This window comes from Pseudomonas sp., assembly GCF_037994325.1.
Taxonomy (GTDB): domain Bacteria; phylum Pseudomonadota; class Gammaproteobacteria; order Pseudomonadales; family Pseudomonadaceae; genus Aquipseudomonas.
Genome location: NZ_JBBNAH010000273.1, coordinates 1 through 19,309, shown reverse-complemented (window position 1 = coordinate 19,309; position 19,309 = coordinate 1). Strand labels below are relative to the sequence as shown.

General features: G+C 58.1%; 16 protein-coding genes. 7 read left to right on the top strand and 9 right to left on the bottom strand.

Annotation, left to right across the window (positions count from 1 at the left end):
• Positions 1-1,423 (top strand): DUF1302 domain-containing protein (locus AAAB16_RS09205; RefSeq protein WP_340663066.1); only part of this gene is annotated, 1,423 nt, incomplete at its 5' end.
• 31 nt (positions 1,424-1,454) lie between these two features.
• Positions 1,455-2,822 (top strand): DUF1329 domain-containing protein, encoded by a 1,368-nt coding sequence (locus AAAB16_RS09200; protein ID WP_340663065.1) that lies wholly within the window; start codon positions 1,455-1,457, stop codon positions 2,820-2,822.
• A 497-nt stretch (positions 2,823-3,319) separates the two neighbouring features.
• Here AAAB16_RS09200 and AAAB16_RS09195 read toward each other — a convergent pair whose 3' ends face one another.
• Complete coding sequence (locus AAAB16_RS09195; RefSeq protein ID WP_340663064.1) at positions 3,320-4,261, bottom strand: LysR family transcriptional regulator; 942 nt, start codon at positions 4,259-4,261, stop codon at positions 3,320-3,322.
• A 189-nt stretch (positions 4,262-4,450) separates the two neighbouring features.
• On the opposite strand from AAAB16_RS09195, the gene AAAB16_RS09190 reads away from it, so the two are divergent.
• The 3 genes from AAAB16_RS09190 to AAAB16_RS09180 all read left to right on the top strand — a co-directional run bounded on the left by AAAB16_RS09190 (position 4,451) and on the right by AAAB16_RS09180 (position 7,588).
• On the top strand, positions 4,451-5,215 hold the full coding sequence (locus AAAB16_RS09190) for a class II aldolase/adducin family protein (RefSeq protein ID WP_340663063.1): 765 nt from the start codon (positions 4,451-4,453) through the stop codon (positions 5,213-5,215).
• Between the two features lie 134 nt (positions 5,216-5,349).
• On the top strand, positions 5,350-6,651 hold the full coding sequence (locus AAAB16_RS09185) for an MFS transporter (protein WP_340663062.1): 1,302 nt from the start codon (positions 5,350-5,352) through the stop codon (positions 6,649-6,651).
• A 223-nt stretch (positions 6,652-6,874) separates the two neighbouring features.
• Positions 6,875-7,588, top strand: coding sequence for a haloacid dehalogenase type II (locus AAAB16_RS09180; protein ID WP_340663061.1), 714 nt, complete (start codon positions 6,875-6,877; stop codon positions 7,586-7,588).
• 170 nt (positions 7,589-7,758) lie between these two features.
• On the opposite strand, the gene AAAB16_RS09175 is transcribed toward AAAB16_RS09180, so the two are convergent.
• Positions 7,759-8,433, bottom strand: coding sequence for a helix-turn-helix domain-containing protein (locus tag AAAB16_RS09175; RefSeq protein WP_340663060.1), 675 nt, complete (start codon positions 8,431-8,433; stop codon positions 7,759-7,761).
• Positions 8,434-8,845: 412 nt separating this feature from the next.
• Between AAAB16_RS09175 and AAAB16_RS09170 the strand changes: the two genes are divergently transcribed.
• Complete coding sequence (locus AAAB16_RS09170) at positions 8,846-10,186, top strand: LLM class flavin-dependent oxidoreductase (protein ID WP_340663059.1); 1,341 nt, start codon at positions 8,846-8,848, stop codon at positions 10,184-10,186.
• A 141-nt stretch (positions 10,187-10,327) separates the two neighbouring features.
• Positions 10,328-11,416, top strand: a complete 1,089-nt coding sequence (locus AAAB16_RS09165; RefSeq protein ID WP_340663058.1) for a sigma-54 dependent transcriptional regulator — start codon at positions 10,328-10,330, stop codon at positions 11,414-11,416.
• Positions 11,417-11,598: 182 nt separating this feature from the next.
• Here the strand turns inward: AAAB16_RS09165 and AAAB16_RS09160 are convergent, their stop codons facing one another.
• From AAAB16_RS09160 to AAAB16_RS09130, 7 genes are all read right to left on the bottom strand, one after another.
• Positions 11,599-12,729, bottom strand: coding sequence for an LLM class flavin-dependent oxidoreductase (locus tag AAAB16_RS09160; RefSeq protein ID WP_340663057.1), 1,131 nt, complete (start codon positions 12,727-12,729; stop codon positions 11,599-11,601).
• Entirely contained in the window at positions 12,719-13,747 is a 1,029-nt protein-coding gene (locus tag AAAB16_RS09155) for an LLM class flavin-dependent oxidoreductase (protein WP_340663056.1), read from the bottom strand. The genes AAAB16_RS09160 and AAAB16_RS09155 overlap by 11 nt, the downstream gene beginning before the upstream one ends.
• 8 nt (positions 13,748-13,755) lie before the next feature.
• Positions 13,756-14,781: an LLM class flavin-dependent oxidoreductase gene (locus tag AAAB16_RS09150; protein ID WP_340663055.1), complete on the bottom strand. Its 1,026-nt coding sequence runs from the start codon at positions 14,779-14,781 to the stop codon at positions 13,756-13,758.
• Positions 14,782-14,849: 68 nt separating this feature from the next.
• Positions 14,850-15,845, bottom strand: a complete 996-nt coding sequence (locus AAAB16_RS09145) for an LLM class flavin-dependent oxidoreductase (protein WP_340663054.1) — start codon at positions 15,843-15,845, stop codon at positions 14,850-14,852.
• A complete protein-coding gene (surE, locus tag AAAB16_RS09140) occupies positions 15,842-16,783 on the bottom strand; it encodes a 5'/3'-nucleotidase SurE (protein WP_340663053.1) in 942 nt (313 codons plus the stop codon). The genes AAAB16_RS09145 and surE overlap by 4 nt, the downstream gene beginning before the upstream one ends.
• Complete coding sequence (locus tag AAAB16_RS09135; RefSeq protein WP_340663052.1) at positions 16,780-18,138, bottom strand: LLM class flavin-dependent oxidoreductase; 1,359 nt, start codon at positions 18,136-18,138, stop codon at positions 16,780-16,782. Before AAAB16_RS09135 ends, surE begins: the two co-directional genes overlap by 4 nt.
• 11 nt (positions 18,139-18,149) lie before the next feature.
• Positions 18,150-19,309, bottom strand: a 1,160-nt coding sequence (locus AAAB16_RS09130; RefSeq protein ID WP_340663051.1) for a TonB-dependent receptor, incomplete at its 5' end; no start/stop codon positions are given.

The following is a 19,309-nucleotide window of genomic DNA, read 5'->3' as shown; positions in this document are numbered from 1 at the left end:
GATTCTTGATGCTTTTGTTTACCATAACTACAGCATCAATGACCTTCCAGGCTCCGTGCGCCTGGGCAAGCAGGTTGTTAGCTGGGGTGAAAGCACTTTCATCTCAAACTCGATCAACTCAATCAATCCGATCGATGCTTCCGCGTTCCGCCGCCCTGGTGCCGAAATCAAGGAAGGCCTTATCCCGGTCAACATGTTCTATGTGAACCAGAGCCTGACCGAGAGCCTGTCGATGGAGACGTTCTATCAACTTGAGTGGGATCAGTCAGTCGCGGACAACTGCGGCACTTTCTTTTCAGGCACTGATGTAGTGGCTGACGGTTGCGACAAAAACCTGACTGCGGGTTCTCCCGCAGTCGCTCCTTTACAGCCGATAGCCGCCGGGTTTGGGCAGGGGTTTGATATCGAGCGCGAAGGCGTGGTGATTCCGCGTGGTGGTGATCGTGATGCGCGCGACAACGGCCAGTATGGCCTCGCCCTACATTGGCTTGGAGAGGACACTGAGTACGGCGCTTACTTTATGAATTACCACAGTCGCTCGCCGTTCTTTAATACCAAAACTGCCGATGCCAATACCTTTACAGCGTTGGGCGCCGTCAACAATGCGGCAAGTATTTTGGGACAGACCTGTGCGGCATTTGGTGGCTTTCCAGCGTGCGCCAGTGCGCCAGGATTCGCCGCCTCCGCTAGCGGGTTGGCGCAAAGTACAGCGTTGGGTAATGGCGAATACTTCATCAGCTATCCGGAAGATATCCGACTGTATGGCCTGAGCTTTTCGACCGTGCTGCCCTTCGGCAGCTCGTGGGCAGGGGAGGTGAGCTATCGCCCGAATGCGCCTGTGCAGATCAACACAACTGCACTTAATACCGCATTGGTGAACCCGCTCACCGATGGTGCAGCTGCCCCAACCATCGACACTGCACCCGGAGCTGAAAACAAGGGTTATCGCCGCAAAGAGATCACTCAGATGCAAACCACGCTGACCCATTTCTTCGATCAGATGCTAGGTGCCAGCCGCCTTACGCTGGTAGGAGAAGTAGGTCTTACGCATGTGGGCGGGCTGGAGCGAACCAGTGAGCTGCAGTACGGGCGCGACTCCATCTACGGGGCCTACAGTGCGGCTAATGACGATGGCTTCGTCACCCGTACCTCCTGGGGCTACCGCGCTCGCGCGATTCTGGACTACCCCAGTGTCTTTGCCGGGGTCAACTTGAAGCCAAACCTGTCTTGGTCCCATGACGTTGACGGATATGGCCCCAACGGCCTATTCAACGAAGGTTCCAAATCCGTCAGCTTGGGACTGGATGCCGATTACCAGAATACCTACACCGCGAGCCTTGCTTACACCGACTTCTTTGGTGGTGACTTCAACACGGCAATAGACCGGGATTTTGTTGCATTCAGTGTGGGCGTGAATTTCTAAGCCGTCGGGAATTTTAAGGACAAGTGTGACTATGAAAACCACAAAAAAAATCTTTCAGTCCAGCGCTCTGGCGTTATCTCTGCTGACCGGCAACGTAATGGCTGCAGTTTCTGTGGAGGACGCAGCCAAGCTGGGCACCAGCTTTACACCCGCCGGCGCAGAGAGGAGCGGTAACGCAGATGGGACTATTCCCGAGTGGACCGGAGGTCTGCCGATGAGCGCCGGTACCGTCGACGACAAGGGATTCCTGAGCAATCCATTTGCCTCTGAGCAACCAATCTTCACTATTACCGCGAAGAACGTTGACCAGTACAAGGACAAGTTGACCCCTGGGCAGTTGGCCATGTTCAAGCGCTACCCAGATAGCTACAAGATTCCGGTATTCACTACGCACCGCTCGGCCGCTCAGCCGGACTTCATCAATGAGGCAACTAAGCGCAATGCGACCAGTACCAAGCTGGTCGAGGGCGGGAATGGTCTGGAGAACTACAAAGAGGGCAGCCCGTTCCCCATTCCGCAAAGTGGGCTAGAGGTGGTTTGGAACCACATTACCCGTTACCGCGGTCGCAGCGCAGTTCGTCTCGTGACCCAAGCGACCCCTCAAGCCGACGGCTCTTTCAGTATGGTTTACATGCAGGATGAGTACGCCTTCAGTAATGGAGTCACCGATGCCAACCCTAATAAAGAAAGCAACATACTTTTCTACTTCAAGCAGCAAGTGACTGCACCACCGCGTTTGGCGGGCAATGTGTTGTTGGTTCACGAGACGCTCAACCAGGTTAAGGAGCCTCGTTTGGCTTGGCAGTACAACGCTGGTCAGCGCCGAGTGCGACGTGCCCCTCAAGTGGCTTATGACGGGCCGGGTACCGCATCCGACGGTCTGCGGACTTCAGATAACTTTGACTTGTACAACGGCTCGCCTGATCGCTACAACTGGGTGCTAAATGGCAAGAAGGAGATCTACATTCCCTACAACAGCTATGGCCTGGACTCGCCCAAGCTGAAATATGATCAGATTATTAAAGCTGGCCATATCAATCAGGATCTTAGCCGCTATGAACTGCATCGCGTGTGGCATGTAACGGGCACTCTGAAACCCGGAGAGCGCCATATCTATGCAAAGCGTGATTTCTACATCGACGAAGACACCTGGCAAATCGCCGAAGCTGATCACTACGACAGTCGTGGAGGTCTATGGCGTGTTGCCGAGGCACATTCCGAGTATTACTACGACAAGCAAATACCGTGGTACACGCTTGAAACGCTGTACGACTTACTTTCCGGCCGCTACCTGGCGCTTGGGATGAAGAACGAAGAGAAAAAATCTTACGAGTTCAACTTCCCGACGAAGGAGGGTGACTATACGCCCGCAGCACTTCGCCAGGCTGGCGTGCGGTAAGTTAGTGACGCTGCGATGGCGCTGATCGGCGGCGAACCCAGAGGGCATCCACTGAGTAGTCGCCGATCCAAATAGGTCGTGACCGGCTGAAAGTAGCCAATTACCAAAGGTAATTTGCATCCAGACGGAATAGAGGACAAACCACGATTTAAAACGTGAACTGTCCTCTGATGCTCGAAACGTGCACTAACACAGAACGCTACTTCGTCGAAGGCTGGATGCTGGAGACCTGGGCCGCCACTACGGGCGGCCATTTTTTTTGGTGTGGACTAATCGCAATCAAAAGCCATTGCCGGTAAAGGCTGTGGTTGCTGATTAAAAATATCGTGCGAGGTGTAAGTTCTTAACTGGTTAACCAATTGCTCGTTTTGAGCTGGTGAATGCGCATGTTCATCAGCCCCACAGTCGTCCTGCCGAAGCATTCACTACTCTGCTCCAACTCCCGCCAACAATGAGCTGCTCGTGGCCACTTGCTACGGGGCTTAAGTCTTCACACGTTACGTATCTCGAACTGTCACGCTCCGTGCCTGAATCAGGTCCACCAGTCGCTGTGCCGGCGGTGACAAAGTGCGTCCTTCAAGCTGCACAATCGCGCACTCTACATACATCTGCGATTGCAAAAGCTCAGGGCGTAGCAGTGAACCAAGGTTCACTAAGCCACCGCTGTGGTCGTCGCGGTCAAGCCAAGAACTCCAAGTAAACAGAATGTTGTCGCTGCATAAGGTCAGATCGCGCAATAACGATAGGTTGTCGCAGGATAGTTCTACTGGCAGTGCCTGATTCGGTTTCATGCCAAACATCGCGCGCAAGCGCGGTGCAAGTGACTTGTCGAGCATCACAGCAGACCAAGGATAGCCCGGCACCTGCGCTGGTGACGGGGGCGTACTCTGCAGAAGCAAAGGGTGCTCTGGTCGGCAGAATATGGACGTTGGCTCGGCCGGGAGCCAGCTCAGACTAAAGCGATCATCTAGTTCTAATTCGCCAGGGTAGGCGACGAAAAATTCGATGTTCTCCTGCTCTAGGTGGAGCAACAGGTTGGGCGTTTGGCTCGCTTCGATGTGCAGCTTTAGCCGTGGGCATTGCTGTTTCAGTTCTATCAGGGCCTGACGAAGCGGTCCACCCATCGCCAACAGGCTAGCCCCAAAGCTCAGTTCCCCGCGTTCAGCATGGGACAAGTAGTAAACCTCATCGGCTAAATCACGCGCACGCCCTAGCAGCACTCTAGCCTTGCCGATCAGGTATCGGCCCGCGGGTGTCGGGCGTACCGAGCGTGTGTCACGGTCGAACAGACGCAGCTCAAACTCGGCTTCCAGTGACTGAATGCTACGACTGAAGGCTGTTTGCGATAAATGCGCGCGCTCAGCTGCTCGGGAGAAATTCAATTCCTCGGCCAGTAACTCAAGATGATGAAGTCGCTTTAGGTCGATTAATGCCTTCAACACATTAGATCCCAGATAAAAATGCATTAGACGCAAATATAGGCCGCCAATAGTGTACGGACAACAGTGCCCGTATCGCATCGCTAGCTGGCTACTGCAGCCCCAACAAAGGGGCGGGCCACAAGGCGTATCAATGCTGAATAACAACCCAACGATAAAGCTGTACAGACAGTGGGGGAGGGAGAGTCCATGGAAATATCTTCGCTAAAAGACAAGGTCAGTGACGCCGAATGGCGTCTGCGAGTGGACTTGGCCGCATGCTACCGGCTGGTTGCTTTGTATGGCTGGACTGACCTGGTGTTCACTCACATCAGCGTTCCTTTGCCCAGCGATGCAGGCGAAAACCAGCAATTTCTGCTGAACCCTTATGGTTTGTTATTCGAGGAGATAACCGCTTCCAGCCTGATCCGCATAGATGCACAGGGCAACAAGCTCAGTTACTCGCCGTTTCCCGTGACGCCAGCTGGCTTCACTATCCACAGCTCCATCCATGAAGTGCGCGAGGATGCGCGGTGCGTTCTGCACACTCATACACGCAGCGGAGTGGGCGTTAGCGCACAGGCGTGCGGTTTGCTACCGATCAGTCAACAGTCCATCTTCGTGCTCAACTCACTTGCATATCACGATTACGAGGGCGTTGCCTTGCGTGATGACGAGAAGCCCCGGCTGCAGGCTAACCTAGGCAATTCGGACTACCTGATGCTGCGTAACCACGGTTTGCTGGTGGTCGGGCGGAGCGTAGCGGATGCCTTCTTGAAGATGTACACGTTCGAGAATGCCTGTCGAATCCAGATCGACGCTCAGGCTGGGGGTAAGTTGATAGAAATTGATCCTGCTGCACGTCAGGGCATCGACGAAGTGGTCAAGGCCGCAACTAGCGGCATGGGCGCAGGCATTGCTTGGCCTGCGCTATTGCGCAAGCTGGACAGAGTTGACCCCAGCTACAAGAACTGACGTCGCACTCACACCAAAAAAACTACTGCGTGCATACCTTGGAGCCAACAAGGCTCGGAAGCTCATCCAAATAAAAAAGTGACTGGTGCGTGCTGTAGTCAGCTGCAACCGGTTGCACTCTAGAGAACAACAAGATGAACGAGAGTGTTAATCCTGTGGCGGCCCAGGTTGATATGCCCGCCACCGAGATAGATGCAGTTATTCGCAAGGCTGCGTGGAGGTTGATCCCCATCCTATTCTTGGCTTATCTGATCAATTTCATTGACCGGGTCAACATATCCTTTGCCAAGTTACAGATGAGTCATGCCCTCGGCCTCGATGAGGTTGCGTTTGGGGTCGGTGCTGGCATGTTCTTCATCGGTTACTTCTGCTTCGAAGTGCCCAGCAACATAATTCTCGAGCGCATAGGTGCCCGTCGTTGGGTACCCATCATCATGCTCGCCTGGGGCCTAGCGACGGTCGCTGTAGCCTTCATCACTACGCCGCTGGAGTTTTACATTGTCCGGTTCTTCATCGGCTTCGCTGAGGCCGGTTTTTTTCCAGGCGTGGTGTTGTTCTTGACCTACTGGTTTCCTCCATCCCATCGCGGTCGGATCATGGCGGTGTTTATGACCGGGCTTGCTATTTCTGGAGTAATTGGCGGCCCACTCTGTGGCGCAATCATGGAGTTCCTCAATGGTTACGCGGGGCTAGCGGGTTGGCAGTGGCTGATGATCGCCACGGGGCTTCCTTGTCTGGTGGTCGGCGTGGGGATTTACTTACTGCTGACCGACCATCCAGATCAGGCTCGTTGGCTTAGTACACGTGAGCGTCAGGTACTCAAGGCTTCCCTGGGCAATCAGGAGCGGCCAAAGGCGTCTATAAAGGCTGGCTTGCTCAATTTCTGGAGCTGGAATAGTGCCTGGATTTACTTTCTGTTGGTGTGTGGCGGCTATGGCGTGTCGTTTTGGATGCCCACACTCTTCAGTCAGGCTGGAGTGGAGTCCAAAGCCCAGATTGGCTGGCTTGTAGCTGTACCCAACTTAATTGGAGCGATTGCCATGTTGCTGATATCCCGTCACTCGGATAGGAGTCTGGAGCGCCGTTGGCACTTGGCAGCCTGTTTTGCAGTGGGCGCTGTTGGCTTTGCAGTGACTGCCAGCCAGCTAGGTAGCGTGGTGGGGCTGTTGATTGGACTGAGCATTACCTGCATCGGAATTTTTGCCGGCGTACCGCTCAGCTGGACCATTCCAACTCGCATGCTCACTCCGTCGGCCGCTGCGGTAGGAATCGCTGTTATTGCATCAGTGGGCAACCTCGGTGGATTCGCCGCGCCAGTACTAATCGGCAAGCTTAGTAATACTAGTGGTGGCTTGGCTGGAGGCTTTCTGGTGATCGGCGCACTGCTGCTGCTTGGGGCTCTGTGGACTGCTGTGACTGTACGTATACCTAAGTAGCTTTTGTCTATGGGGTAATACAGGTGTTGCTCTAGCGTCACTATGAAAAAGACATCGCTCACAACAGCGTTTGAATCATGCGATCTGCCTGAGCGCCATCTTCGCGCCATCCTTGGACGCGTTAAACCTCGCCGGTGTGAATCTAGGCCTATGCGGGTAGTGATTCGAACGCCGGCTTTTACTGAACACAGTGATTCCTGGTAATAACCTGAGGAGCAACTCAATGACGTTTCCACGAGCCTTGGCATTTGATGTGTTCGGTACGGTAGTTGACTGGTATTCGAGTATTGCGCGTGAAACTAATGCATTTCTGTCCCAGTACCTACCATCGGTAAGCCCTACGGATTTCGCATTGCAATGGAGGGAGTTGTATCCGCCGGCCATGCGCGAGTGCGTGAGCGGCAATAGAGGGTTTGTTGTTCTAGACACACTGCACTATGAAACTTTGCAGACGCTGTTGGGAACGCATGGGCTAGACGTCAGCCAAATCGACCCGGATGTCTTGTGGGCGCTGGCTTATGCTTGGCGTCGTCTGGATCCTTGGCCAGATGTTCCTAAAGGACTAGTGCAACTTCGCAGTCGCGTTCCTGTTGTGACTTTATCTAATGCGAATGTGGAATTAATGGTTGCACTGAACCGCTTTAACGGATTGCAGTGGGATGCCGTCTTAGGGGCGGAGTTTGCACAAACCTATAAACCGAACCCTGAGGCCTATCTCCGAACGGCACAAGTGCTAGGCCTAAAACCGCAGCAACTATGTTTAGTCGCATGCCATCACAGCGACCTCTCGGCGGCAAGAGCGTGTGGTTTGTTGACCGCTTATATTGATCGACCTATGGAGTACGGTGGGGCTCCTGCGCCTGACGCGGGGTATGCCCAGGACTGGGACTGGCAGGCAAAAAGTTTCACTGAGCTTGCGTTTCAGTTGCAGAGTTAGGAACGGCCCAGCCGCAATCTAGCTGGGCCGCTTTACTCATGCATGGAGTGCAACTTGATGGCGAGGCGTCATGTCCGCGCAGGATATGAAAAATGAAACGGGTTGCTCGCTGAAGGCGTGGTGTGACCGGATCCCAAGGGGGGGCGAGTGAATGAGCGGGGAGGGCGCGCTTAAGGTTTGTACCTCAGCACACTGAATGCTCGCGTAAATGCTGTTTTCTCGCCTTGCAACAGTGTCACTCGATGTTCGCGCAGCGCACGTGATGGGCTGATTTCACCGAGCACTAAGTCAGTAAAAGCATCGACATCACACTGTACCTTGATGGCTACGTCCACCGGGCTGATACCAGATCGAGCCCGTAGCGTGCCGTCATTCACCTCGATGTGAAAGACCTCTGTTGCGACATGAAACTCATAACTCTCCCTCAACTTGGAGCTGGTCGCTGCATCGTGCGCACCGCTTAAACACAGCGCAATCAGTTCCGCGCGTGCAGAGGATGGCTCAATGCGCTCGTCAATTGGCAGAGACAAGCCCCACAGGCCTAGCGATACAAGTGGCTCGCGCAGTTGCTCACCCAACTCTGTCAGCTCGTACGCTGGCGTCGTCGACGACAGTGGCTGTGTGGTCTGACGAATTACGCCGTTCTCCACAAGCATGGCCAAGCGCTCGGATAACCGATTGGTGCCCATAGCCGGTAGCGTCGCGAGCAACTCCTTGAACCGTTTGGGCCCTAAGAGGAGTTCACGAACGAGCAGGAGGGTCCATCGATCACCCAGCACGTCTAACGCGCGGGCTATGGGGCAAAGTTGACCGTATGTTTTGTTTGGCATGGCGGCATTGTACAAAACTTTCTTTCGGATCGGAACGTGACAGGTTTGCCCATCACCTGCCTGCAAGGTGGCTGTCTGCACGCTTAAAGAAACACAGCAGGCGGGTATCGTTTACTGGCTCGCCGGTGTATTAGCTTTCCATTAAGCTACATTAAACGTATAGCGTGGTAGGAGGCGTGTGATACAGCTCATTGTGCAAGCGATGGCGCCCACGACGCAGACGCGGTTCGATACCGACAACCAGCGAATCAGGAGCTAGGAGTCGGCGTTGGACCGCGCGTTTAGCTGAGGTCCTTTGGTGCGGCAACCCATAGAGCTAATCGCCGCTTTATGCCTTTTGGTGCTCAATCGATGCGTTTTTATTTCTTCTAAGGCTGCCTCTACCTTGCAAGACTGACTCCCTTTGCTACCGCCAACGGAGTTCAGCATGCCGTCTCGCCAGCTCAAACTCGGTGCGTTCATGCGCCCGGTGAGTATTCATACCGGTGCCTGGCGTTACCCAGGTGCGTTTCGCGATGCCAATTTCAATTTCCAGCACCTCAAGCGTTTTGCCCAGACGCTTGAGCGTGGGCGCTTTGACGCGTTTTTTATGGCTGACCACCTGGCGTTGCTGAATATGCCGTTGGAGGCGTTGAAACGCAGCCATACCGCCACATCGTTCGAGCCGTTCACCTTGCTCTCGGCGCTGAGCCAGGCTACAGAGCACATCGGCCTGGTCGCTACGGCGTCCACCAGCTTTGAAGAGCCCTTTCATATCGCCCGGCGCTTTGCCTCGTTGGACCACCTGAGTAATGGCCGCGCAGGGTGGAATATCGTCACCACTTCCAACCCCGAGGCGGCGCTGAATTTTGGCTTGGAGGAGCATATCGAGCACGACCAACGCTACCAACGCGCGCGGGAGTTTTACGATGTGGTGACGGGATTGTGGGACAGCTGGGCGGAGGATGCGTTTATTCGCGAGGCCGACAGCGGTGTGTATTTCGACCCGGAACGTTTGCACCGTCTGGATCATAAAGGCGAGTTTTTCCAGGTGCGCGGTCCGCTGCATATCGCCAGGCCGCCGCAAGGTTGGCCGGTGATTGTGCAAGCGGGTGCCTCAGAAGCCGGACGGCAGTTAGCGGCGCAAACCGCTGAGGTGATTTTCGCCGCCCATAGCACCTTGGCCGACGGCCAAGCCTTTAATGCCGATATCACCCGGCGCATGGCCGAACTGGGTCGCCCCCGTGAGCATTTGAAAATTCTGCCCGGCGTTTTGGTGGTGGTCGGCGACACACGGGAAGAGGCGCAGGCCACCCGCGCCCATCTCGATAGCCTGGTGCATTACCAGAGCGCCATTGCTTCGCTGTCGATTGCGTTGGGGCATGACGCTTCCACGTTCGACCCCGATGGCCCGCTGCCAGAAATCACCGAGACCAACGCCAGCCACACCAGCTTGCAGCGGGTGCAACAATTGGCCGAACGCGACAACCTCACGGTGCGGCAATTGGCGCAACGCCTGGGCGGTTATGCCGGTTTGGCGTTTGTCGGCACCGCCACCGACATCGCTGATGAGATGCAGGAATGGCTCGAAAGCCATGGCTCGGACGGCTTTAACGTGATGTTCCCGTGGTTGCCCGGCGGGCTGGATGATTTCGTCGATAAAGTAGTGCCCGAGCTGCAACGTCGCGGCATTTATCGCCGTGAATACGAAGGCACCACGTTGCGGGAAAACCTCGGTTTGCCACGGCCGGAAAATCGCTTTTTCCCGACGCCAAACGTGGCGCGTTAGAGCGGCTGCAGCAGCGTTTTCGATGTTATCGCAATAATCACTAAGCGGAATTAGGATATAGAAAACTATTATTTATTGTTATAAGGGCGCACAGCCTATCGTGCGCTCTACCTCAGGATGAAACAGTAGTTCGAGCCGCGAATGAAGAGCTTCTCCGAAAAGGATTCTGCCGTGTTAACTCTCCCTGAAGGGGAGAGCCAACCGCTGTCCATTCGTGCCAAGGCCTTGGTGTTTAACGACCCCCGCTCGCGGGAATTGTTGGGCTATCTGGACCGTTTGGCGCCCAGCGAAGTGCCCGTATTGATCAATGGCGAAACCGGTACTGGCAAAGAGCTGGTTGCCCGCTATTTACACCGCATGAGTGGCCGCACGGGTCGCTTTGTGGCGGTGAACTGCGGAGCCATCAACGAAAACCTCGCCGAGAGCGAATTGTTTGGCCACGAGGCGGGCGCATTTTCCGGTGCCACCGGCCGGCGTATCGGCTGGTTCGAAGAGGCCGATGGCGGCACCTTGTTTCTCGACGAGATCGGCGATTTGCCGATGCCGCTGCAAGTGAAAATGCTCCGTGCGTTGCAAGAGCAAGAAATCGTTCGTGTCGGCTCGCGCAAGCCAATCAAAGTGGACATCCGCCTGCTCACCGCCACCAACGTCAACCTCGAACAAGCCGTGGACGCCGGCAACTTCCGTCTCGATTTGTTCTACCGCATCAATGTCGCCCAGGTCGATGTGTTGCCGCTGCGAAACCGGCCTCTGGACGTTTTGCCGCTGGCCGAACACTTCCGCGACCGCTACTGCCAACGGCTAAAAATTGCTCCGCCGATGTTTTCCGAAGCGGCGGTTAATGCGCTGCTGGACTACGCCTGGCCGGGCAATATTCGCGAGCTGGAAAACGTCGTGCACCTGGCGTTGTTGGTGGCCACCGGCAAAGTGATTCGCCCGCAAGATTTGAAGTTTGCCGGCGGTGGGCTGGCGGCACGAGCCGTCGCCACCGCCAGTGCCGTGCCGCGTTTACCGCAAGACGTGATTCGCGAGCAATTGCAGCGCTTGTTTGAAGTGCCGGGGGAGTCACTGTTCAAAGACTTGGAACAGTTGCTGGTAAGCGAGGCGTATGCCTGGTGCAGCTACAACCAAGTGCGCAGCGCAGCCTTGTTAGGGATTACCCGCAATGCGATGCGCACGTTGTTGGTGAACCATGGGTTGATTAAGTCGGCGGAGCGTAGTCGGCCGTAATTGATCGTCGTGCGGCTTAATGCATCCGACGGTAGCCTCTGGATCCCCGCCTGCGCGGGGATGACGGTGGAACTCAATAAATCTCCGTCATTCCCGCGCAAGCGGGAATCCAGAATCGCGAAGCAAACCTCGACGTAGGGTGTGCTTTGCGCACCAGGGCATACATGCAGCGCAACCTACGCTTAATTGCTTGCGGCCTCACTCGATCCGGTATGACGCGCCGCGCGCAACCGTGGCAACAACTCCGCCCCCAAATGAATCGCCTCTTCCAAATGCGGAAACCCGGACAAGGTAAAACTGCTCACTCCAAGCTGCCGGTACTCCTGCAACCTTGCTGCCACTTCTTCATAACTCCCCACCAACGCCGTCCCTGCGCCGCCGCGCACCAACCCGACGCCGGCCCATAAATTGGGCGATACCTCCAACTCCTGCGCTCCCGGTTGGCGCCCCCTGTGCAGTTCGTTCTGCCGTGACTGGCCGACCGACTCATAGGCATCCAATTGCTGTTGTGCGCGGTCGATGGCGTCCTTGGGAATTTCCTTGATCAGCCGCTCCACCTGCGCCCAGGCCTGCTTTGAGGTGGCCGCCGCGAACACATGCAGGCGCAAGCCAAAGCGCAAATCGCGCCCGGCCTGTTGCGCCAATCCGCGCATTTTCTGCATACGTTCGGCAATCATCGCCGGCGGTTCGCCCCACATCAGATACACGTGGGCCTGGCTGGCGGCCACCTGTTCGGCGGCTGCGGACGCGCCACCGAAATACAGCTGCGGCAGCGGGCTAGTCGGCGGTTCCTGCTCCAGGTGCCCGGTGCGGTAGTGCTTGCCTTGGTGGTGTTGGCCTTCGCCCGCCCACAAGCTTTGGAACAGTTGCAGAAACTCTTCAGTGCGGCTGTAACGTTCGTCGTGCTCAAGAAAGTCGCCAAGCGAGCGTTGTTCAAAACGGCTGGAGCCACTGACCACATGCAACGCCAGGCGATTGCCGCAGATGCGCTGCAGAGTCGCGGCTTTGTGCAGGGTGTAGGCGGGCAGTTCGACGCCGGGGCGCAGGGTGACCAGAAACTTCAGGCGCTGCACCTCTTGCGCCAGCACCGTGGTGATTAACCAGGGGTCTTCGAAGCCACTGGCGGTGGGCACCATAATGGCGTCGAAACCGCTCAGTTCGGCGGCGCGCACGATCTGCCGCAGGTAGTCCAGGGTGGGCGCGCGCTCGCCCTTGGGGAACAGGCCGGACTTGGGCAAGCCGCTGCTGGTCAGGTGGTGGCCGTCGCCGTTGGTGGGCAGAAACCAGTTCAGTTCCAAGTCGTCAGTGCCCATGGGCGTGAACCTCCGTTATTACGCCGCGTGCGCGTAGCCTGGGCAGCAGGTCTTCGCCCACCCGTAGAATCTCTCGCACGGCCGGCAAGCCTTGCAGCACGACATGGCTAATGCCCAGCCCATGTAACTCCTCCAAGCGCCCGGCCACTTGCTCGACGCTGCCCACCAACAGTAACGGCAGGCGAGGGGAAGGGCGCCACAGGTTGGGGTAAATCTCAAAACGTCGCGCCGGCGAAGCGGCGAATTCCAGCACCGAGGCGTCGCCATAGCCGCTGGGCAAGGTCAGGCTGTGGCGTTGTTGTTCCAGCCAGGCGTCGGCGGCGGCCCACGCTTGTGCGGCGTCGTCGCGGACGATTAAACCGAGCGACGTGGCAAAGGTTAGGTCGCGACCTTGCTGACTAGCCAATGCCCGCAGGCGTGTGATGGTGGCGCCAAGGCGCTGAGGGTGCTGCGCTTGCAGCAAACACTGGTCGGCGTAGGCGGCGATCAGGCCCGGGCTTTGTGCTTCGTCGAGCAGTAACGGCAGCGGTTGGCGTGGTGGCAGGCCGGCGTTTTCCAGGTGAAAGTATTGGCCGGCAAAATCCAGCGGCGCGCTGGCCGGGTCGAGCAAATGGGCGAGGATGCGCAGGTATTCGCCGCTGCGTTCATTGCGTTGGTCGCGGTTCAACAGGTCGCCAAACACCCGCCGCACGCTGCTGTGTTCACCGTCCAGCAGGTGCAGGCGCAAGCGGTTATGGCTGATCGATTGCAGGCTGTGCGCTGCCGCCGCGAGCGCGGCGGGCAGCATCACTTCGCTGGGAAAACTGGTGGTCAAGGTTAGGCGCGTGGTGTGCGCGCAGAGCGCCGCCGCCACGGTAAAACTTTCCGGGTTGCCGGGGGCGCTGGGAATAAACAAACCCTCCAGCCCGGCGTACTCCGCCGCCTGGGCCAGTTGCACCCAGGCGCCAAATGGCGGCGGTTCGCCGCTCGCCAAGGCGTCGGGGGCAGAGGACAAACGCCAGCTAATGGATAGGCTCATGGGCGCCATCATCCCACCGCGACACCACCCTGGGTAGAGGTCGCGGCCCGTGTCGCCGGCTGCCAGCCAAGGGCCGGGGCGATCTCCTTGGCAATGGTTTCCAGCCGCCGAAGAATCTGCGCCTGGGTCGAGCTTTCCGACTGTACCAGCGGCAGGAAGTAATCGGCATAGCCCAGCAACGAAGGGTCGTTGCGCAGGCTGGCGATCACTTCATCCGGGTGGCCGTGGTGGACGTTGAGCAGCGCCAGGTGCTGCTCCAAGGTAGTGGCCTCATCGATGATGCCTTCGCGGATCAGGCGCGGCACATGCAGCTCGATATCCGGCGCCAATTCGGCCTGGGCGGTTTGCCGGTCTTTGGCCGGAAACACGGCACGTACCACACCGATGCGCGGCGTGCCGTCGGTGCGGGTCCAGGCGTTTAGGTACGCATCAGCCAGCGGCTTTTGCACGGTCAGCGGGTCGTGGGTCGCGGTGCCCAGCAACAAGCCATTGCCGTGACGCGCAGCTTCGGCCGCGCCCTCGACGCTGCCGTGGGAATGCCATAGACGCTTGGCCAACTCCGGCGCTGGGGGTTGCAGGCTGGCCGTGCCTAAGGGAGCGCCGGACAAGGCTTTGTGCAACCCACCCAAGTTCTTCCAGAACAGCGCCTGGCTTTGCTCGGCATCCCGGCCAAACGCATCAAATACCTGCAAGTTGGCGCCACCGCTGCCCAAGCCCAACTGCACGCGGCCGCCGCTGATTTCATCGAGAACGGCAGCGTCTTCGGCCAGGCGCAGGCTGTCTTCCAAAGGCAGGACGATGATGCCCGTGCCCAGTTCAATGCGTTGGGTGCGGGCGGCGACGGCGGCCAGCAATACCAACGGCGAAGAGGCCTGGCCAAAGCCGCCGCTGAGGTGGTGCTGAGCGATCCAGCCGCCGTCGAAACCGAGGGCTTCGGCGACTTCGAATTGTTCGATCAGGTTGCGGTAGGTTTGCTTGGCGTCACGGCCAAAAGCGTGGGTAAGGAAACCGAGTTTGAAGCGACGTTGGGTCATGACCAAGATTCTCTGTGATGGCTGTGGGCCGATCGCGGCTAAAGCCGCTCCCACGGGTACCGGTGCGGCTACGCGTTGTGTTCAGCAGCGATGCTTTTCCAACCGAGCGCCGGGGCTATGTCTTTGGCGATGCGTTCGAGGTGCCGTATCGCCTCATCCAGTCCGGTAGAACTGGTCTGCACCTGGACCACCAAATGGTCGCCGTCCTGCAACTTCGCACCTTGCGCCAAGCGCCGCACGATGGTGTCGCTGTTGCCATGCAACACCCCCAAGCGATCCAGCTCTTCAGCAAAGGTCAGGCCCGCATCAGCGGGGTAAACACCAATGCGGCGTTGCCGCTCGATATAGGTGCTGATGTCGTGGCGCAAGCTGGAGTGCGGATCTCTTGCGTCGACGCCGGGGAATACCGCGCGTACCAGGGCGACGCGCGGCGTGAGACTGTCATGCGGGTTCCAGGCTTCGCGGTAGCGGTGGATCAGTTCGACGCTGCCGGTGCTGGGCAGGCGCGGGTTAGGCGCGACGATCAGGCCGTTGCCGCGCTGGGCGACGTCTTCTACCCGTGAGGTGGCTTCCCAGAGGCGTTCGCCCAGGCTGGGCGCGGCCGGGTTAAGCGTCTGGCCGTTTGTGTTCAGGGCGGCGCCGGCGAGGATATGGTGCAGGTGGTTGATGCGGTTGTCGTAGAGCGCGTGCCGCTCGCCAAGGTCTTGTTCAAAGGCGGTGAAACTGTCCGGGTCAAACCCCGAGCCCAGGCCCAGTTGCAGGCGACCGTCGGCCAGTAGGTCGAGCACGGCGGCATCTTCGGCCAGGCGTAACGCCGGCTCGTGGGGCAGGACGACAATCCCCGTGCCCAGCTTGATGCGCCGCGTGTGTTGCGCCACCGCCGCCAATAACGGCAGCGGAGAAGGCAGGCGGCCGGTTTCACAGCCCAAGTGATGTTGCGCCACCCAGCCGCTGTCAAAGCCCAGTTCTTCGGCGACACGGAACAATTCGACGGCGTTGTGGTACACCTGCGGCGTATACGTTGGGCTGTAGATTCGGTTGAGAAACCCCAGGGAAAAACTCATGGGCGCACCTCGCTGCTGTCGGTGTTCAGGGGAATGGCGGCCAGCGCTTTGATGCTGTCCGGCTGCGCCACTTCACCGGGTAAACCGTTAAATGGGCTGATGGTTAGAAATCCTTTGGCCAGCCACACGGCTTCGTCTTCTTGCTCGGCTACGCCGGCCGGCGGTACGGCGCCAAAGCTGATGCCGGGTTTGCCGGCCTGGTCTTTGAACAGGGTGCCGAGGTCATCGGTGTAGATCACTTGGAATGGCACCTGACGACCAATGCGGGTGACGTGAATACCCTTGATCGCACCCGTGGCCGGCAGGTTGACGTTCAGGCCGACACCCTTGGGTAATAGCGCGCCATCGGCCTGACGGTTACGCTCAAGCGTTGCGACCAAGCGCCCGACAATCGAGGCCACACGGCCGGTGTCGCGCTCTTTTAAATCCACGCTGACAGCAATACTCGGCACCCCACGTTGCAGGGCGGTGGCCGCGGCATTGAAGGTGCCGGAGATATTGTTTAACGCGCCCAGGTTATTGCCGGGGTTGGGGCCGACGATGACCAAGTCCGGGTTGGGTAGGACTTTTTCCAAGCCCAGCAGTAAGGCCATCACCGGCGTTCCGCTGATTTCGATAGTGACTTCCTGGCCCGCGCAGGCCGGACTTTCGCAGCGGCCTTTTTCGCTGGTGGTGAGGTAGTAACTGTCGGGGTAGGTGGGGTTTTTGTCGCGCCCAACCTTTACTTCACGGCCGTAGAAAAACGCACCACCGCGCGCGCTTTGCTCGGTATACGGCGCGGCGATTTTCACGGTGTGCCCCTGGGCTTTCAGGGTCTCGTACAGCGCGCGGATATTCGGGTGGTCGTAGCCGTCGTCGTTGCTTAGCAGAATATTTAGCGCGTTGGCCGACGGGGCGCTTAGGGCGAGCAGCAGCGCGCCCCAGATCCGTTTCTTCATACGGCAACCGCCTCTTTAGTCAGGCGATTCACCGGGCGCTTAAGGCCCAGGTGATCGCGCAGCGTGGTGCCTTCGTAGTCGGTGCGGAACAGGCCACGGCGTTGCAGTTCGGGAATCACCTGCTCGACAAAGGTTTCTAACGCATTCGGGAATACCGGGAAGAACACGTTAAAACCGTCGCTGGCGTAGGCCTGGAACCAGGCTTCGAAGATGTCGGCGATATCCGCGGCGGTACCGATAGCCGGGTTGCCGCCGGCCAAGCGCAGGTACAGCTGGCGAATGCTGAGGTTTTCCCGGCGGGCGAGGGCGATCACTTGGTCACGCCGGCTGCCGCGCTGGCCCACTGGGGTATCGGGTAGCGGGCCGTCAATGTCGTAGCCCGCCAAGTCGATATCTTCGCCCAAGGTATCCGCCAATAAACGCAGGCCTACCACGGGGTCGATCAGCGCCTGCAACTGGTCAAACTGCGCCTGAGCTTCTTCACGGGTGCGGCCTACGAACGGCGTGATGCCAGGCAGGATTTTGATGTCATTCGGGGCGCGGCCAAAGGTGGCGGCCTGCTCTTTGATCTCGCGATAAAACTGCTGCGCCGCTTCGATATCGTGGTGACCGACAAAAATCGCTTCTGCTACCCGCGCGGCCAGCGCACGGCCTGCCGGCGAGGCGCCAGCCTGCACCAGTACCGGATGGCCCTGCGGCGAGCGCGCCACGTTGAGCGGCCCGCGCACCGAGAAGTGCTCGCCCTTATGGTTGAGCACATGCAGTTTGTCCGGGTTGAAGTACACGCCGCTGGCCTTGTCGCGCACAAAAGCGTCATCGTCCCAGCTGTCCCATAGGCCCTTGACCACGTCGTGAAATTCTTCGGCTCGCTGGTAGCGGTCGGCGTGTTCCACATGGTTTTCGCGGCCAAAATTCCAGGCTTCGTCGGAGACCACTGAGGTCACCAGATTCCACGCCGCACGGCCCTTGGAAATATGGTCCAAAGACGCGAATTTACGGGCGATATGGTACGGCTCGTTGTACGTGGTGGTGGCTGTGGCGATCAGGCCGATACGTTCTGTGACCGCCGCCAACGCCGATAGCAACGTCAGCGGTTCAAAGTGTTCACCCCGCGCCGTGCGGCTAAGGGCATCGATATGATGCCCCCACAGTGCGACTACATCGGCGATAAACAGCGCATCAAACTTGCCACGCTCGGCCAGTTGCGCAATACGCTTGAAATGGTCGAAATCCTGACTGGCATCGGCCTGCGCATCCGGGTGCCGCCAGGCGGCCACATGATGGCCGCTGTTGGCGAGAAACACGTTCAGGTGCAGCTTGTCGCTGCGCCGTGGTTGCTCGTTCAAGTTGGACATGATCGGCCTCCTCAGTAGGTGTACGACAGGCGCACGCCCGCACTGCGTGGGTCGCCTTCAGCGGCCACACTGGTGCCTGGCAGGAAGAAGTTGCGGGTCAGGTCGTACTCTTCATCCAGCAGGTTGCGCGCCCACACGCCGGCGCTCCATTTGCCGTTGCGCGGCGACAGGGTGACGCTGGCGTTGACCAGCCAGTAGGGGTTAACGGTGTAATCCTTGCCGAGCAGAATTTCCTGCTTGTACTCGTCGCGGTAGCTGTAGTTGGTTTCGGCGCGGATTTCGAACTGGTCGACGGGCCAGGTGTAGGCGAAGGAGCCGCCGTAGCTCAGGCGGGGGAAGCTCAGATCTTCGCCTTTGTAGTTGTTGTAACGCTCACCACCAGCGGCCAGGGTTGCTGCGCCGTTGACCGCGTTGAAGTCGTCGGTGTATTTGCCTTTTTTGTAGCCCAGGTATTGCTGGATTTCCAGACCGTCCACTGGACGCCACAGCAGTTCCAGTTCGCCACCGTAAATTTCCGAGCGCGGGGCGTTTACAAAGGCGCCCACCAGCGAGTTGGACTGCTGGCTGTAGGTCAGGCCGAGCACTTGCTGGTCGTGGTAGCCGTAGTAAAACAGCGCGCCGTTAACCCGAAGGCTGTCGGTGAAGTCGCTTTTGAAACCGACTTCAAAGGCATTCACCGATTCCGGGTCGAAAGGCTCCAGCGCCAAGGCGTTGCCGCTGTTGTGCGCGGTGTAACCGCCGGATTTGTAGCCCCGGCTATAGGTGCCGTACAGCAAGTGGTTCGGGGTTAACTGGAACTCCAAACCGATCTTGCCGGAGGTGCCGCTGTTGGAGAACGAGGTGTGGTCCGGGAACGCGCTTTGCCCTGGGAATAGCGTGCCGTTCAGAAAGCCTGAGTAGTAATCCTCGGCCTCGCGCTTTTCATGTTCCTGACGCAAGCCAAGGATGCCTTTCAACTGATCGGTGAAGGCGTAATCCACTTGGCCGAATACGCCCTGGGTTTGCACTTTCTGCACATAACTGGTCAGGGTCGAGAAGCCCAAACGGTCGGTAAAGTCCGAGTTGAATTTCTCGTTCAAGCGGTCCTGGGAAATAAATACCCCGGTGACCCAATTGAGTTGCTGTTTGCCATCCGAACCCAGTCGTAGTTCTTGAGTGACGCTGTTTACCC